We start from the raw sequence: 15,313 nt of genomic DNA on the forward strand, positions 1-15,313 counted from the left end.
GTATGAAGATCCTTGTGGTGGGCGGCGGTGGCCGCGAGCACGCCATCATCCGCAAACTGAAGCAGAGCGCGGGCGTGACCGAAATTTTGTGCGCGCCGGGCAACGGCGGCATCGCCGCGGACGCGGTGTGCGTGCCCGTGGCAGCCACGGACGTGGAGAACATGGTGGAGCTGGCCTGCGCCCGGCACGTGGACTACGTGGTGGTCGCCCCGGACGATCCTCTGGCGCTGGGCATGGTGGATGCCCTGGCCGAAAAAGGCATTCCCGCCTTCGGGCCCGACAAGGCCGCGGCCCGCATCGAGGCCAGCAAGGTCTTCTCCAAAAACCTGATGAAAAAATACGGCATTCCCACCGCCGAATACGAGACCTTTACAAACGCGGACGAGGCCATGGCCTACATTCGCGCACGGGGCAAATACCCCGTGGTGGTCAAGGCCGACGGCCTGGCCCTGGGAAAGGGCGTTCTGATCTGCGAGGATGAGGCCGCCGCCGAAAGCGCCGTCAAAGGCATGCTGGAAGAGGGCATGTTCGGCGCCTCCGGCCGCCGTGTGGTGGTGGAGGAGTTCCTCACCGGGCCAGAGGTGTCGGTGCTCAGCTTTACCGACGGCAAAACCGTGGTGCCCATGGTGTCCAGCATGGACCACAAGCGGGCGCTGGACGGGGACAAGGGCCTGAACACCGGCGGCATGGGCACCTTGGCCCCCAACCCCTGCTATACCAACGAAATTGCCGGCGTGTGCATGGAGACCATCTTCAAACCCACCGTGGCCGCCATGGCCGCCGAGGGCTGCCCCTTCAAGGGCTGTCTGTACTTCGGGCTGATGCTCACCCCGGACGGCCCCAAGGTCATCGAGTACAACTGCCGCTTCGGCGACCCGGAGACCCAGGTGGTGCTGCCCCTTCTGGAAAGCGATCTGCTGGCCATTATGCGGGCCACCACCGACGGCACTCTGGACAAAGCGGAAGTCAAGTTCAGCCACAAGTCCGCCGCCTGCGTGGTGCTGGCCTCGGGCGGATATCCTCAGCATTATGAAAAAGGCAAAGTCATCACCGGCCTTGTAAACGGGCAGCTGCCCGGCGGCGAAGCCGTGGTGTACCACGCGGGCACTGCCCTGAAGGACGGGCAGCTGGTCACCGCCGGCGGCCGTGTTCTGGGCGTCACCGCCACGGCCGACACCCTGAAACAGGCGCTGGAAAAAGCCTATGCCGCGTCGGAACAAATTCATTTCGACGGGCTGCACAAACGAACGGACATCGGCGCGCGCGCCCTGGCCGCATTGTAAGGAGGCAACCATGGTTTATCGTATTTACGTTGAAAAACGCCCCGAATATGCCGTTGAGGCAAAGGGCATCCTGCACGAGATCCGCCATCTTTTGCGCATCAAAAGCGTCACCGGGCTTCGGCTGCTGAACCGGTACGACGTGGAGGGCATCGGGGAAGAGCTGTTCCGAAAATGCATCGGCACCGTGTTCTCCGAGCCGCAGCTGGACGATGTGTACACCGCCATCCCCGACGGGGCCGACGTGGTGTTCGCCACCGAGTACCTGCCCGGTCAGTTTGACCAGCGGGCCGCCAGCGCCGCCGAGTGCATTCAGCTCATCAGCCAGGGCGAGCGGCCGGACGTGGCCACCGCCCGGGTGTTCCTGTTGACTGGCCATCCCACCGACGCCGAGCTGGCCGAGATCCAGAAATACGTGGTCAACCCCGTGGAGGCGCGCCTGGCAAGCCTTGCGGAAAAAGAGACGTTGAAAGCCAGCTACGCCATCCCCACCACCGTGGAGACGCTGACCGGCTTTACAAAGCTGACCGCCGAGGGCCTGAAGGACTTTGTGGACCATTACGGCCTGGCCATGGACGCGGACGACGCGGCCTTCTGCCAGCAGTATTTCATCTCCGAGCACCGGGACCCCACCATCACCGAGATCCGCATGATCGACACCTACTGGTCCGACCACTGCCGCCACACCACCTTCGGCACCATTCTGGACAAGGTGGACATTGATGACGCGCGGGTGCGCAAAGCCTTTGACCGGTACCAGAACATGCGCAAAGAGGTGTACGGGGCGCGCAACAAACCCATGTGCCTGATGGATTTGGGCACCATGGGCGGCAAGTACCTGAAAAAGACCGGCGTTTTGAAGAATCTGGACGAGTCCGACGAGATCAACGCCTGCAGCGTGCGCATCACCGTGGACAACAACGGCAAGGACGAGCCCTGGCTGCTTCTGTTTAAAAACGAGACCCACAACCATCCCACCGAGATCGAGCCCTTCGGCGGCGCGGCCACCTGCATCGGCGGCGCCATCCGCGACCCGCTGGCCAACCGCGGCTATGTGTATCAGGCCATGCGCGTCACCGGCGCGGGCGATCCGCTGGTGCCCGTGCAGGACACCATGAAGGGCAAACTGCCCCAGCGCAAGCTGGTCACCACGGCCGCGGCGGGCTATTCCAGCTACGGCAACCAGATCGGCCTGGCCACGGGCATGGTGGATGAGTTGTATCATCCGGGCTACATCGCCAAGCGCATGGAGATCGGCGCCGTGGTGGGCGCCGTGCCCGAGGAGAACGTGCGCCGTGAGGAGCCCGTCCCCGGCGACGTGGTCATCCTGCTGGGCGGCCGCACCGGCCGCGACGGCTGCGGCGGCGCCACCGGTTCCTCCAAGGCCCACAAGCTGGAGAGCCTGGAGACCTGCGGAGCCGAGGTGCAGAAGGGCAACGCCCCGGTGGAGCGCAAACTGCAGCGCCTGTTCCGCACCAAAGAGGCCACGCTGATGATCAAGCGCTGCAACGACTTCGGCGCGGGCGGCGTGTCCGTGGCCATCGGCGAGCTGGCCGACGGCCTGTCCATCGATCTGAACGCCGTGCCCCGCAAGTACGACGGTCTGGACGGCACCGAGCTGGCCATCTCCGAAAGCCAGGAGCGCATGGCCGTGGTGGTAGCCAAAGAGGACGCGGACAAGTTCATCGCCGCCGCCAACAAAGAGAATCTGGAGGCCACCGTGGTGGCCACCGTCACCGAAGAGCCCCGTCTGGTCATGCGCTGGAACGGCAACGTGATCTGCGACATCGCCCGGCCGTTCCTGAACTCCAACGGCGCGGAAAAACACACCAGCGTATCGGTACCCAAAGCGCAGGACGCAGCCCGTCACGTGGAGGAGAAACCGCTGGCCCAGATGCTCACCGATTTGATGGGCGATCTGAACGTGTGCAGCAAAAAGGGCCTGTCCGAGCGGTTTGACTCCACCATCGGCGCGGGCACGGTGGTCATGCCCTTCGGCGGCAAGACCCAGCTGACCCCGGTGCAGGCCATGGCGGCCAAGCTGCCGGTTCTGCACGGCGAGACCAAGACCTGCTCCGGCATGGCCTGGGGCTACAACCCCTTCATTGCGGAAAAAGACCAGTACGCCGGGGCCTATCTGGCCGTGGTGGAAAGCGTTTCCAAGCTGGTGGCGGCGGGCTTTGAGGCCGAGAAAGCCTACCTGACCTTCCAGGAGTATTTCCAGCGCCTGGGCGCGGACCCCGCCCGCTGGGGCCAGCCCATGGCCAGCCTGCTGGGCGCGCTGGACGCACAGGTGGACCTGGGCGTGGCGGCCATCGGCGGCAAGGACTCCATGTCCGGCACCTTTGAAAACATCGACGTGCCGCCCACGCTGGTCAGCTTTGCGGTGGCCGCGGGCAACACGGACAACGTGATCAGCCCCGAGTTCAAACTGCCCGGCTCCAAAGTGGTGCTGGTGCGTCCTTCCCGCGGCGAAGGGCTTGTGCCCAACGCCGAAAGCCTGAAGCGGGTGTTCCGTCAGGTGGAGACGCTCATCGCCCAGAAGAAAGTGCTGGCGGCCTACACGCCGGGCTTCGGCGGCATTGCCGAGGCGCTGTGCAAAATGAGCCTGGGCAACCGGCTTGGCTTCAAAGCGGCCCCGTCCGTGACCAAAGAGCTGCTGTTCGGCTACGAGTACGGCAGCTTTGTGCTGGAGCTGGCCGAGGATCTGGACATCGGCGAGACGCTGGGCGAGACCACCCTGGCCTATGCCTTTGAGGCCTGCGGCGAGCGGGTGGAGCTGGACGGCGTGCAGACCGTGTACGAGGAAAAACTGGAGCCGGTGCTGCCCTACCACACCACCGCCGAGGCCGACGCGGCCCGGCCCGTGGAAGCGCTGAACTTTGAGGCGGTCACCCGTGTGTCGCCCCGGGTGGGCTGTGCCAAGCCCCGTGTGTTCATCCCCGTGTTCCCGGGCACCAACTGCGAGTATGACTCCGCCCGCGCCATGGAGCGCGCCGGTGCCGAGCCGGAGATCTTCGTCATCAACAACCTGACTCCCGCGGCCGTGGCCGAAAGCGTGGAAGAGGCCCGCCGCATCATTGAGCGCAGCCAGATGATCTTCCTGCCGGGCGGCTTCTCCGGCGGCGACGAGCCCGAGGGCAGCGCCAAGTTCATCACGGCGTTCTTCCGCAACCCGGCCCTCACCGAAGCGGTGCACCAGCTGCTGGATCAGCGGGACGGCCTGATGCTGGGCATCTGCAACGGCTTCCAGGCGCTGATCAAGCTGGGCCTGGTTCCCTTCGGCCACATTGTCGAGACCGATCAAACCTGCCCCACCCTGACCTTCAACACCATCGGCCGCCACCAGAGCATGCTGGTGCGCACCCGGGTGGCGTCCAACGCCAGCCCGTGGCTGTCCCGCTGCAAGGTGGGCGACGTGCACACCGTGGCCATCAGCCATGGCGAGGGCCGGTTCGTGGCCAACGACGAAACCCTGCACACGCTGATCAAAAACGGTCAGGTGGCCACCCAGTACGTGGATCTGGCCGGCGCGCCCACCATGGACGTGCGCTTCAACCCCAACGGCAGCTATCTGGCCATTGAGGGCATCACCAGCCCGGACGGCCGCATCTTCGGCAAGATGGGCCACTCCGAGCGCTCGGGCGACAACCTGTACAAGAACGTGGACGGCAACAAGCTGCAGCAGATCTTCGAGGGCGGCGTGGACTACTTCAAGATCTGAGCATCACCGATTTAAAGGAAGGTTTTTTATGTCACAACACGACCGTTACATCTCTCCCTTCGAGACGCGCTACGCCTCGAAGGAAATGCAGTATATCTTTTCCGAGGACAACAAGTTCCGCACCTGGCGCCGGCTGTGGATCGCCCTGGCCAAGGCGGAAAAAGAGCAGGGCCTTCCCATCACCGACGAGCAGATCGCCGAGCTGGAAGCCCACAAGGACGACATCAACTACGAAGTGGCCATCGCCCGGGAAAAGGAGTGCCGCCACGACGTGATGAGCCACGTCTACGCCTACGGGGTCCAGTGCCCCGGCGCCAAGGGCATCATTCACCTGGGCGCCACCAGCTGCTACGTGGGCGACAACACCGACGTGCTCGTCATGCGCGAAGCCATGGAGCTGGTGGAGAAAAAGCTGCTGGGCGTCATGGGCCTGCTGGCGGAGTTTGCCCGCAAGTACAAGGGCATGCCCGCCCTGGCCTACACTCATCTGCAGCCCGCCCAGCTGACCACCGTGGGCAAGCGCGCCACCCTGTGGCTGAACGAGTTCTACATGGACCTGTGCGAACTGGAGCACCGCATGGACAGCCTGGCCCTGCTGGGCTCCAAGGGCACCACCGGCACCCAGGCCAGCTTTGTGGAGCTGTTCGACGGGGACGCCGCCAAGATCAAGGCCGTGGAGGCGTCCATCGCCAAAGAGATGGGCTTTGACAAGGTGGTGCCCGTGTCCGGCCAGACCTACTCCCGCAAGGTGGACTACAACGTGCTCAGCTGCCTGTCCGGCATTGCCCAAAGCGCCATGAAGTTCGGCAACGACATGCGCCTGCTGGCCAACTTCAAGGAGATGGAGGAGCCCTTCGAGAAACAGCAGATCGGCTCTTCCGCCATGCCCTACAAGCGCAACCCCATGCGGTGCGAGCGCATCTGCAGCCTGGCCCGCTACGTGATGGCGGACGTCATCAACCCCGCCTTTACCGCCGGCACCCAGTGGTTCGAGCGCACCCTGGACGACTCCGCCAACAAGCGTGTGGCCGTGGCCGAAGCGTTCCTGGCCACCGACGCCATTCTGAACATTCTGCTCAACGTGTGCGACGGCCTGGTGGTGTATCCCAAGGTCATCCGCAGCCGCATCATGGCCGAGCTGCCCTTCATGGCCAGCGAGAACATCATGATGAGCGCCGTGAAAAAGGGCGGCGACCGGCAGGAACTGCACGAGAAGATCCGCGTTTACGCCCAGCAGGCCGCCCGTGTGGTCAAGGAAGAGGGCGGCAAAAACGACCTGATCGAGCGCATCTGCGCCGACCCGTCCTTCGGTCTCGACTACGACGAGGTGGAGGCCATTCTGAAGCCCGAGGACTTCACCGGCCGCGCCGAGCAGCAGGTGGAGGAGTTCCTGGCCGAGGTCATTGACCCGCTGCTGGCAAAACACGCCGACGCGCTGGGGATTCGGGCGGAGCTCTCTGTATAATCAAAGTGAAAAACAACGATTTGTAAAAATATTGAAAGGGTGAGGCGGTCTGCTTCGCCCTTTCGACGTTCCAGGGCGGTTTTTTGCTCTGGCCCAAAAGGCGTGCCGCCCGGGCGGAAAAAGCCCTTGACAAACCGGAGAAAGTTTGTATAATAACAACTATACGAAAAAGACCGCGACGGAAAGAGTACGTCCTGAGAAGCTTCCAAAGAGAGCCCCGGCTGGTGAAAAGGGGCGAAGGGGACAGGGCCGAACATGGTTCCTGAGTCGCGCGGGCGAGCGCATGGCGTAAGTCCGCGACGGGTGCACCCGTTATCGTGCCGCGCTGTAAGTCTGTCTCATTCGCAGACCGCAGCGGATGAGGCCGCGCGCTGCAAAGCGGCGGTGAAACAAGGTGGTACCGCGATCTTTGTCGCCCTTGGAACAGTGTGTTCCGAGGGCGTTTTTTATTGCCCGGGAAAAAGAAAGGTGAATGGCTTTGATCGAAATTCAACATCTGACGAAAGTGTTCGGCACCGGCGCCGACCGCGTCACCGCACTGGAGGACGTGAGCCTGCGTGTGGAAGACGGGGACATCTTCGGCATCATCGGCATGTCCGGCGCGGGCAAATCCACGCTGCTGCGCTGTTTGTCCATGCTGGAAAAACCCACCAGCGGCCAAATCGTGCTGGACGGCAGCGACCTGGCGGCGATGAACGGCGCCCAGCTGCGGGCCGAGCGCCGCAAAATGGGCGTGGTGTTTCAGGGCTACAATTTGCTGATGCAGAAAACCGTGGCCGAGAACGTGGCCTTTCCGCTGAAGCTGGAAAAAGGCTTCGACAAAGCGGCCGTCGCCGCCCGGGTGGACGAGCTGCTGGAACTGGTGGGCCTGGCCGACAAGGCGGGCGCTTATCCGGCCCAGCTGTCCGGCGGGCAGAAGCAGCGGGTGGCCATCGCCCGGGCTCTGGCCACAAAGCCCGAGATTTTATTGTGCGACGAACCCACCAGCGCGCTGGACCCTCTGACCACCAAGGCCATGCTGGCGCTGCTGGCGGACATCAACCGCAAGCTGGGCGTCACCATCCTCATCATCACCCACGAACTCAGCGTGGTCCGGCGCATCTGCGGCCGGGTGGCCGTCATCTGCGACGGCCGTGTGGCCGAGACGGGAACGGTGTCTCAGGTGTTTGAAAATCCCCGCAGCGAAGTGACACGGCTGCTGCTCAGTGAAAAGGAGGCGTGAGAAAATGGGTGCATTTTTTGCAGAGTATGGTTCCATTTTGTGGGCCGGCACGCTGGAAACGCTTTATATGACGCTGGTGTCGGCCTTTTTCGCCTATGTGCTGGGCCTGCCCATGGGCGTGGTGCTCACCATCACCAAACCCGGCAGCATCGCGCCCGCGCCGCGGTTCAACGCGGTGTTCGGCTGGGTGGTCAACATCCTGCGCAGCCTGCCCTTCATCATTTTGATGTTCTTTATCATTCCCTTCACCCGGGCGCTGGTGGGCACATCCATCGGGGCCACGGCGGCGCTGGTGCCCCTGACGCTGTCGGCCGCGCCCTTTATCGCCCGCATGGTGGAGCAAAGCCTGGAAGAGATCGACCACGGCGTGCTGGAGGCCGCCCAGTGCATGGGCGCCACCAAATGGCAGATCGTCACCCGGGTGCTGCTGGTGGAAAGCGTGCCCAGCCTGCTGCGGGGCCTGTCCATCAGCCTCATCACCATTCTGGGCTACACGGCCATCACCGGCAGCGTGGGCGCCGGGGGCCTGGGCAACATCGCATTCCGGTACGGCTATCAGCGCTATCAGACCACGGTCATGTACGCCACGGTGGTGCTGCTGATTTTGCTGGTGTGCATCATTCAGATTTTGTTTGACCGGCTGGCCCGCCGGGCGGACAAGCGCAACCGATAAGATCACGCCTTCGGGCGTTTTCGAAAAAAAGAACGAGGAGAGGAAACGTATGAAAAAAGTGTTTGCTTTGGCGCTGGCTCTGGTGCTGGCGCTGAGCCTGGCCGCTTGCGGCGCGGGCGAAAAAGTTCAGATCGGCATTCCGGCCGACGCCACCAACGGCGCCCGTGCCCTGCTGCTTTTGCAGGACCAGGGCCTCATCACCCTGAAAGAGGGCGTGGGCCTGGAAGCCACCGAAAAGGACATTGCCGAAAATCCCTACAACATTGAGATCGTGCCCATGGAGGCGGCCAACCTGCCCGCCAGCCTGCCGGATCTGAACCTGGCCGTCATCAACGGCAACTATGCTTCGGGCGCAGGCATCGCGGACAAGGTGCTGCTCACCGAGGACGCCGAGAGCGTGGCCGCCCAGACCTACGGCAACGTGATCTGTGTGAAAGAGGGCAACGAGAACGACCCCGCCGTGCAGGCACTGGTGGCGGTTCTCATGAGCCAGGACGTGCAGGACTGGATCAGCGCCAACTACAGCGGCGTGGTCATGCCCATGGGCGCGCAGGATCTGGAGATCCCGGCCATCAGCGAGCCCGTGACCCTGACGGTGGGCGCTTCGCCCAGCCCCCACGCGGAGATCCTGGAGTACGCCAAACCCATTCTGGCCGAGCACAACGTGGAGCTGGACATCGTGGAGTTTGACGACTATGTGATGCCCAACACCGGCGTGGAGGACGGCAGCCTGGACGTCAACTACTTCCAGCATCAGCCGTATCTGGACGACTTCAACGCCGAGCAGGGCACGCACCTGGTCAGCGTGGCCACCGTGCACTACGAGCCCATGGGCCTGTACCCGGGCAAGAGCGCCAGCGTGGACGAGATCAAGCAGGGCTGAGTTCTGATTGCAAAAGCACCGCGCATTTCGCAACGCGCGGTGCTTTTTTTGCCCGGGCAGCTTGACAGCGCCCGGCATTTCTGGTATGCTGGCAGCTGTCGTCGGAGGACTTGTCAACGTAAGGACAGGGCCGGATAAGAGGGCGGGCGCGCGGGTTGCCGGAGGCTGCTTTCACATATGAAAGGGCCGGATAAGAAACACGTTTCGCTCGTTTCTTATCCGGCCCTTTTTGTGTGAGGAGAATGGTATGGATTTGTTGAAAGATTCGGTTCGTCCCCTGTATTTCCGGTATCTTGCCGCAGCGTTCGGCAGCGCTTTGATCACATCGGTGTATTCCGTTGTGGACATGGCCGTGGTGGGGCAGGCTGTGGGCCCGCAGGGCACGGCGGCCCTGGTGGGCGCGTGTGTCCTGGCCGGGGCGGCGTGGCTGCTGCTGTGGCTGTGGGAAGAACCGATTCTGGTGTTTTTCGGTGCGGACGCGCAGCTGCTGGAGCTGGCGCAGCGCTATCTGGAACCGGTGAAAATCGTGGTTCCGGTGTTCGTTCTGAACCAGATGCTGGCTGCGTTTCTGCGCAACGACGGAAATCCGGTTCTGGCCACGGCGGGCGTGCTGGCCGGCGGCGCGCTGAACATCGTGGGGGACTGTGCGTTTGTATTCGGCCTCGGAATGGGCGTGTACGGGGCAGGACTTGCCACCGCCATGGGCGGCTGTGTGACCCTGGCCGTGCTGCTGACGCATTTTGTTTCGCGCCGGAACACGCTGGCTCTGTGCCGCACCGCCGCGCCGGCCGCCCGCCTGCGGGCGATCGCCGTAACGGGCTTTTCCACGTTCTTTTCCGACGCGGCCATGGGCATCCTCACCGTGCTGTTCAACCGCCAGATCATGCGCTACCTGGGGCCCGATGCCCTGGCGGTCTATGGGCCGCTCATCAATGTCAGCACCTTTGTCCAGTGCTGCGGCTACAGCGTGGGGCAGGCGGCGCAGCCCATTTTGTCGGTGAATTTCGGGGCGGGCAACGTGCGGCGCATCCGGCGGACGCTGGCCTGCGCCCTGTGGGCCACCGCGGCCTTCGCCCTGTTCTGGACCGCCCTCAGCCTGGCATGGCCGCAGGGCTACATCTATTTGTTTATGGAACCGACGCCGGCCATTCTGGAGATGGCGCCGGGCATCATCCGGCGCTACAGCCTCTCGTTTTTGCTGCTGGGGCTGAATCTGTTCGCCACCTATTATTTTCAGGCGCTGATGAAGCCCGCCGCGGCGATGGCGGTGTCGGTGGCCCGGGGCTTTGCGGTCAGCGGTGCGCTCATCCTGCTGCTGCCGGTTCTGGCCGGCCCCGATGCCATGTGGTTCGCCATGCCTCTCACCGAGCTGGCGGTGGCCGCAGGGGCGGTGTGGGGCATGGTCCGCCTGACCCGGTCCCTGTCCGTCAGTTCAGCTCCTTGCCAAAGAAGGACACCGCGCCCCTGACTTTTTCCATCAGGCCGTCAAACTGGTCCGGCGTCAGGCTCTGGGCGCCGTCGCTCTTGGCGTGAGGCGGGTCGTTGTGCACTTCCACCATCAGGCCGTCGGCGCCCGCCGCCACCGCGGCCATGGCCAGGGGCTCCACCATCCAGGCGATGCCCGCCGCGTGGCTGGGGTCCACCACCACGGGCAGATGGCTTTTGGCCTTCAGCATGGGGATGGCGCTGATGTCCAGCGTGTTGCGCATGCTGGTCTCAAAGGTGCGGATGCCGCGCTCGCACAGCACCACGTTTTCGTTGCCGCCCGCCATGATGTACTCGGCGCTCATGAGAAATTCCTCCAGTGTGTTGGAAAGGCCGCGCTTCAGCAGAATGGGCGTTTTCAGCTTTCCCAGCTCCTTCAGAAGCTCAAAGTTCTGCATGTTGCGCGCGCCCACCTGGATCATGTCCACGTCTTCAAACAGGCCGATGTGCTCGGTGTTCATGATCTCGGTGACAATGGGCAGGCCCGTGGCCTGGCGGGCTTTGCGCAGCAGCGTCAGCCCTTCGGCGCGCATGCCCTGGAAGGAGTAGGGGGAAGTGCGGGGTTTGAACGCGCCGCCCCGCACAAGGCCCGCGCCGCTGGCCTTCACGCGCCGGGCCACTTCGGTGATCTGCTCGGCGCTCTCCACGCTGCAGGGGCCGGCCATCACCGTAAAGTGCCCGCCGCCGATCTTGTGGCCGCCCACGTCCACCACCGTGTCGGCGGGGTGAAATTTTCGGTTGGCTTTTTTGTAAGGCTCCGATACCCGCTTCACATCTTCCACGATGTCGTTGGCGCGCACCAGGTCGATGTCCACGCTGGACGTGTCGCCGATCAGGCCGATGAGGTGGGTGTGTTCGCCTTCGGAATTGTGGATTTTCAGCCCGCTGGCCTCAAAGCGGGCGCAAAGCGCTTTCACCTTTTCGGGAGATGCGTTCGGCTTGAAAATAACGATCATAACAAGATACCCTCTTTCCTGAAAAATCAACGAAAAAGAGCCGGCAGCGCACCCCGCTGCCGGCTCTTTTCAACTGCAGATTGAACTCAAGCAGTTTCCAAAACGCCACGACAAACAGGGCCATTCCCCCAATAATAGGAATAGCCGTAAAAGCGATATGCAAACAAACTGTTCGTGCTGCGCATGAAAACCGCACCTTTCCTGATTTGGTTAGAGTATACGCGCCAAAACGCGCAGTGTCAAGCATTTTTCTCAAAACGCTCGATCACTGCGCGCACACGGCGTTCCCCGGGCCGCGCGCCGCTTTGCGTACGGCGGGGCGGGCTGGCTGCCGAAGCCACTTGGAAGACATCTTCAGCATACCATGAGATTGCGAATTTTTTTTGTAGAAATTTTGTAAAAAATGTGAGGTCCTTTTTTGTGGAAGTGCCACAATGAAAAATCATACAATTTGTCCTAAAATCTATAAATATATCTGATAACCTGAAAAGCAAGCGCTTTCAATTTCACAAAAAGCGCGGAAGAAGGGCCAAGAATCGCAAGGTTTTGCACAAAAAAACTGCTGTACAAGCGGCAAAGCTGTGCTATAATACTGTTGTCAGGAAAAAACACGCCGGGAAACGGCGTGAAATCATCATACAAATGCAAGGAGAGGACTCGAATGAAACAGTTTATGGACGACAATTTCCTTCTGGAGACCGAAACCGCCCGCCGGCTGTACCACGAGCATGCGGAAAAAATGCCCATCATCGACTATCACTGCCACATCAACCCGCAGGAGATCGCCGAGGATAAGCGCTATGATTCCATCACCGATGTGTGGCTGGGCGGCGACCATTACAAATGGCGTGCCATGCGCTGCAACGGCGTGCAGGAGGCCGACATCACCGGCGCCAAGGATACCGACCCGTACCGCACCTTTGAAAAATGGGCCGAGACGCTGCCCCGTGCCATCGGCAACCCCCTGTATCACTGGACGTATCTGGAGCTGAAGAAATACTTCGGCATCACCGAGCCGCTGAACGCGAAATCCGCCAAGGCCATCTACGACAAATGCAACGCCCGTCTGAAAGACGCGGACATGTCTGTGCGCGGCATCATCGACCAGTCCAACGTAAAGCTGATCTGCACCACCGATGACCCCGTGGACAGCCTGGAGTGGCACAAGAAAATCAAGGCAGACCCCACCTGCAAGGTGAAAGTGCTGCCCGCCTTCCGTCCGGACAAGGCGTTCAACATCCATAAACCCGAGTATCCCACCTACATGGCCAAGCTGGCCGAGGTCTCCGGCGTGGAGATCAAAACCTTCGCCGACGTGGTGAAGGCGCTGTACAACCGCATTGACTTCTTCAATGAGATGGGCTGCCGCGCTTCCGACCACGCGCTGGATTACGCCGTGTATGCCGCCGCCGACCAGGCCGAGCTGGACGCCATCGTGGCCAAGGGCCTGGCGGGCGGAGCCATCACCGTGGACGAGCTGAACAAATACAAAACCGCGTGCCTGCTGGCCGTGGCCAAGAAATACACCGAGTACGGCTGGGTCATGCAGATCCACTTCGGCTGCATCCGCGACAACAACACCACCTGGTACAACAAACTGGGCCCCGACACGGGCTTTGACGCTGTTTCCAACACCCACGGCGCCGACGATCTGGGCAAGCTGATGGATGCCATGAGCAAGGCCGGCAATCTGCCGAAAATGGTGCTGTACAGCCTGAACCAGTACGACAACGAGACCATCATGACCCTGGCGGGCGCCTTCCAGGTGGACGGCCAGTGCGCCAGCCAGATCCAGATGGGTTCCGCCTGGTGGTTCAACGACACCAAGACCGGCATGGAGAAACAGCTGACCGACTTTGCCAACCTGGGCGTTCTGGGCAACTTCATCGGCATGCTGACCGACTCCCGCAGCTTCCTGAGCTACACCCGTCACGAGTATTTCCGCCGCATCCTGTGCAACTGGATCGGCAACCTGGTGGAGAACGGCGAGTACCATGCCGACATGGAGACGCTGGGCCAGCTGGTAGAGGACATCAGCTACAACAACACCGTGAAATTCTTTGGTTTTGACGTTTGATGCTTTTTGTTAGGGGGAAATGCAATTATGAACAAACTGTCTTACAAAACTCTGGAGCAGATGGGTTATGACGGCTATCTGCTGAAGGACGCGCCCGAAAAAGTGCTGCAGTTCGGCGAGGGCAACTTCCTGCGCGCTTTCGTGGATTATTTCTTTGACATGGCCAACGAAAAATGCGGCTTCAACGGCAAAGTGGTGCTGTGCCAGCCCATCGCCCCGGGCCTGTCCAAAATGATCAACGAGCAGGAGGGCCTGTACACGCTGTATCTGCGCGGCTTTGAAAACGGCCAGAAGGTCAACGCCAAGCGCATCATCTCCGCGGTGTCCCGCTGCATCAATCCTTATGAGGATTACAAGGCACTGCTGGAGTGCGCCCACAACCCCGACCTGCGTTACCTGGCTTCCAACACCACCGAGGCCGGCATCGCCTACGACCCGGCGTGCAAATTTGACGACGAGCCGCCCGCATCCTTCCCCGGCAAACTGACCCGTTTCCTGTACGAGCGCTTTGAGGCCTACGGCAAAGAGAAGGGCAAAGGCTTCGTGATCCTGTCCTGCGAGCTGATCGACAACAACGGCCAGGAGCTGCGCAAATGCGTACATCAGTACATCGACCAGTGGGGCCTGTCCGAGGAGTTCTCCAAGTGGGTGGACGAGGAAAACCTGTTCTGCTCCACGCTGGTGGACCGCATCGTCACCGGCTATCCCCGCGCCGAGGCGGCTGCCCTCAACGAGGAAAACGGCTACGAGGACAACCTGCTGGATACCGGCGAGGTCTTCGGCTTCTGGGTCATCGAAGGTCCGGAATGGCTGGAAGAGGAACTGCCGTTCAAGAAAGCCAACCTGCCCATCCTGGTCACCCGTGACCACACCCCCTACAAGAAACGCAAAGTGCGCATCCTGAACGGCGCGCACACCACCATGGTCCTGGCTGCTTATCTGGCCGGCCAGAACATCGTGCGCAACTGCATGCAGGACGAGGTCATCAAGGGCTTCATGAACAAGGCTCTGTATGAGGAGATCATCCCCACGCTGACCCTGCCCAAAGAGGAGCTGATGGAGTTTGCCGCCGCCGTGGCCGACCGGTTCAACAACCCGTTCATCGATCACGCGCTGCTGTCCATCGCTCTGAACTCCACCTCCAAGTGGAAAGCCCGCGTAATGCCCAGCTTCAAGGCTTATGTGGAAAACGAAGGCAAGCTGCCCGCCTGCCTGACCATGAGCCTGGCTGCTTACATCGCGTTCTACTCCTGCAATGTGCAGAGCCTGAACGACGAGGCTCTGATGTGCAAACGTCCCGCCGGCGACGAGTACGCCGTGAAGGACGACCGTCCCGTGCTGGAGTTCTACTATGCTCATAAGGACGACGACGCCAAGACCCTGGCGGAGGCCGTTCTGTCCAACGAGAGCTTCTGGGGCGAGGATCTGACCAAGGTTGCCGGCCTGACCGAGGCTGTGACCCGCGATCTGGAGACCATCCGCACCGAAGGCGCTTATGCGGCTATGAAGAGCGTACAATAAACCTGTGCAGAAAGGGGCCGCCGCAGC

The 15,313-nt window shown here is 61.9% G+C and carries 10 protein-coding genes and 1 other annotated feature; of the genes, 9 read left to right on the forward strand and 1 reads right to left on the reverse strand.

The window, feature by feature from the left end:
- Positions 1-2 precede the first annotated feature (2 nt).
- From purD to ACKTS9_RS12230, 7 genes are all read left to right on the forward strand, one after another.
- Positions 3-1,283, forward strand: coding sequence for a phosphoribosylamine--glycine ligase (purD, locus tag ACKTS9_RS12200; protein ID WP_407881080.1), 1,281 nt, complete (start codon positions 3-5; stop codon positions 1,281-1,283).
- A gap of 10 nt (positions 1,284-1,293) precedes the next feature.
- Positions 1,294-5,004, forward strand: coding sequence for a phosphoribosylformylglycinamidine synthase (locus ACKTS9_RS12205; protein ID WP_407881082.1), 3,711 nt, complete (start codon positions 1,294-1,296; stop codon positions 5,002-5,004).
- 28 nt (positions 5,005-5,032) lie between these two features.
- A complete protein-coding gene (purB, locus tag ACKTS9_RS12210) occupies positions 5,033-6,469 on the forward strand; it encodes an adenylosuccinate lyase (RefSeq protein WP_349215918.1) in 1,437 nt (478 codons plus the stop codon).
- Between the two features lie 166 nt (positions 6,470-6,635).
- Positions 6,636-6,892 (forward strand) — a binding site (T-box leader).
- A 49-nt stretch (positions 6,893-6,941) separates the two neighbouring features.
- The gene (locus ACKTS9_RS12215) at positions 6,942-7,691 is read left to right on the forward strand and encodes a methionine ABC transporter ATP-binding protein (RefSeq protein ID WP_407881084.1); all 750 of its coding nucleotides are present in this window, start codon (positions 6,942-6,944) and stop codon (positions 7,689-7,691) included.
- A 4-nt stretch (positions 7,692-7,695) separates the two neighbouring features.
- Entirely contained in the window at positions 7,696-8,364 is a 669-nt protein-coding gene (locus ACKTS9_RS12220) for a methionine ABC transporter permease (RefSeq protein WP_349215915.1), read from the forward strand.
- A 49-nt stretch (positions 8,365-8,413) separates the two neighbouring features.
- Complete coding sequence (locus ACKTS9_RS12225) at positions 8,414-9,247, forward strand: MetQ/NlpA family ABC transporter substrate-binding protein (RefSeq protein WP_407881087.1); 834 nt, start codon at positions 8,414-8,416, stop codon at positions 9,245-9,247.
- Positions 9,248-9,494: 247 nt separating this feature from the next.
- Complete coding sequence (locus tag ACKTS9_RS12230; protein ID WP_407881089.1) at positions 9,495-10,715, forward strand: MATE family efflux transporter; 1,221 nt, start codon at positions 9,495-9,497, stop codon at positions 10,713-10,715.
- Here ACKTS9_RS12230 and aroF read toward each other — a convergent pair.
- Positions 10,675-11,688 carry a 3-deoxy-7-phosphoheptulonate synthase gene (aroF, locus tag ACKTS9_RS12235; protein ID WP_349215912.1) on the reverse strand — a complete coding sequence of 338 codons (1,014 nt, stop codon included), beginning with the start codon at positions 11,686-11,688 and terminating at the stop codon, positions 10,675-10,677. The two genes, ACKTS9_RS12230 and aroF, sit on opposite strands and share 41 nt — an antisense overlap.
- Positions 11,689-12,349: 661 nt before the next feature.
- Between aroF and uxaC the strand changes: the two genes are divergently transcribed.
- Complete coding sequence (gene uxaC / locus ACKTS9_RS12240) at positions 12,350-13,765, forward strand: glucuronate isomerase (protein ID WP_407881091.1); 1,416 nt, start codon at positions 12,350-12,352, stop codon at positions 13,763-13,765.
- 27 nt (positions 13,766-13,792) lie between these two features.
- Positions 13,793-15,286 (forward strand): tagaturonate reductase, encoded by a 1,494-nt coding sequence (locus tag ACKTS9_RS12245; RefSeq protein WP_349215909.1) that lies wholly within the window; start codon positions 13,793-13,795, stop codon positions 15,284-15,286.
- Positions 15,287-15,313 lie beyond the last annotated feature (27 nt).

Origin of the sequence: Owariibacterium komagatae, assembly GCF_045865535.1 — a bacterium.
Lineage (GTDB): Bacteria > Bacillota > Clostridia > Oscillospirales > Ruminococcaceae > Ruthenibacterium > Ruthenibacterium komagatae.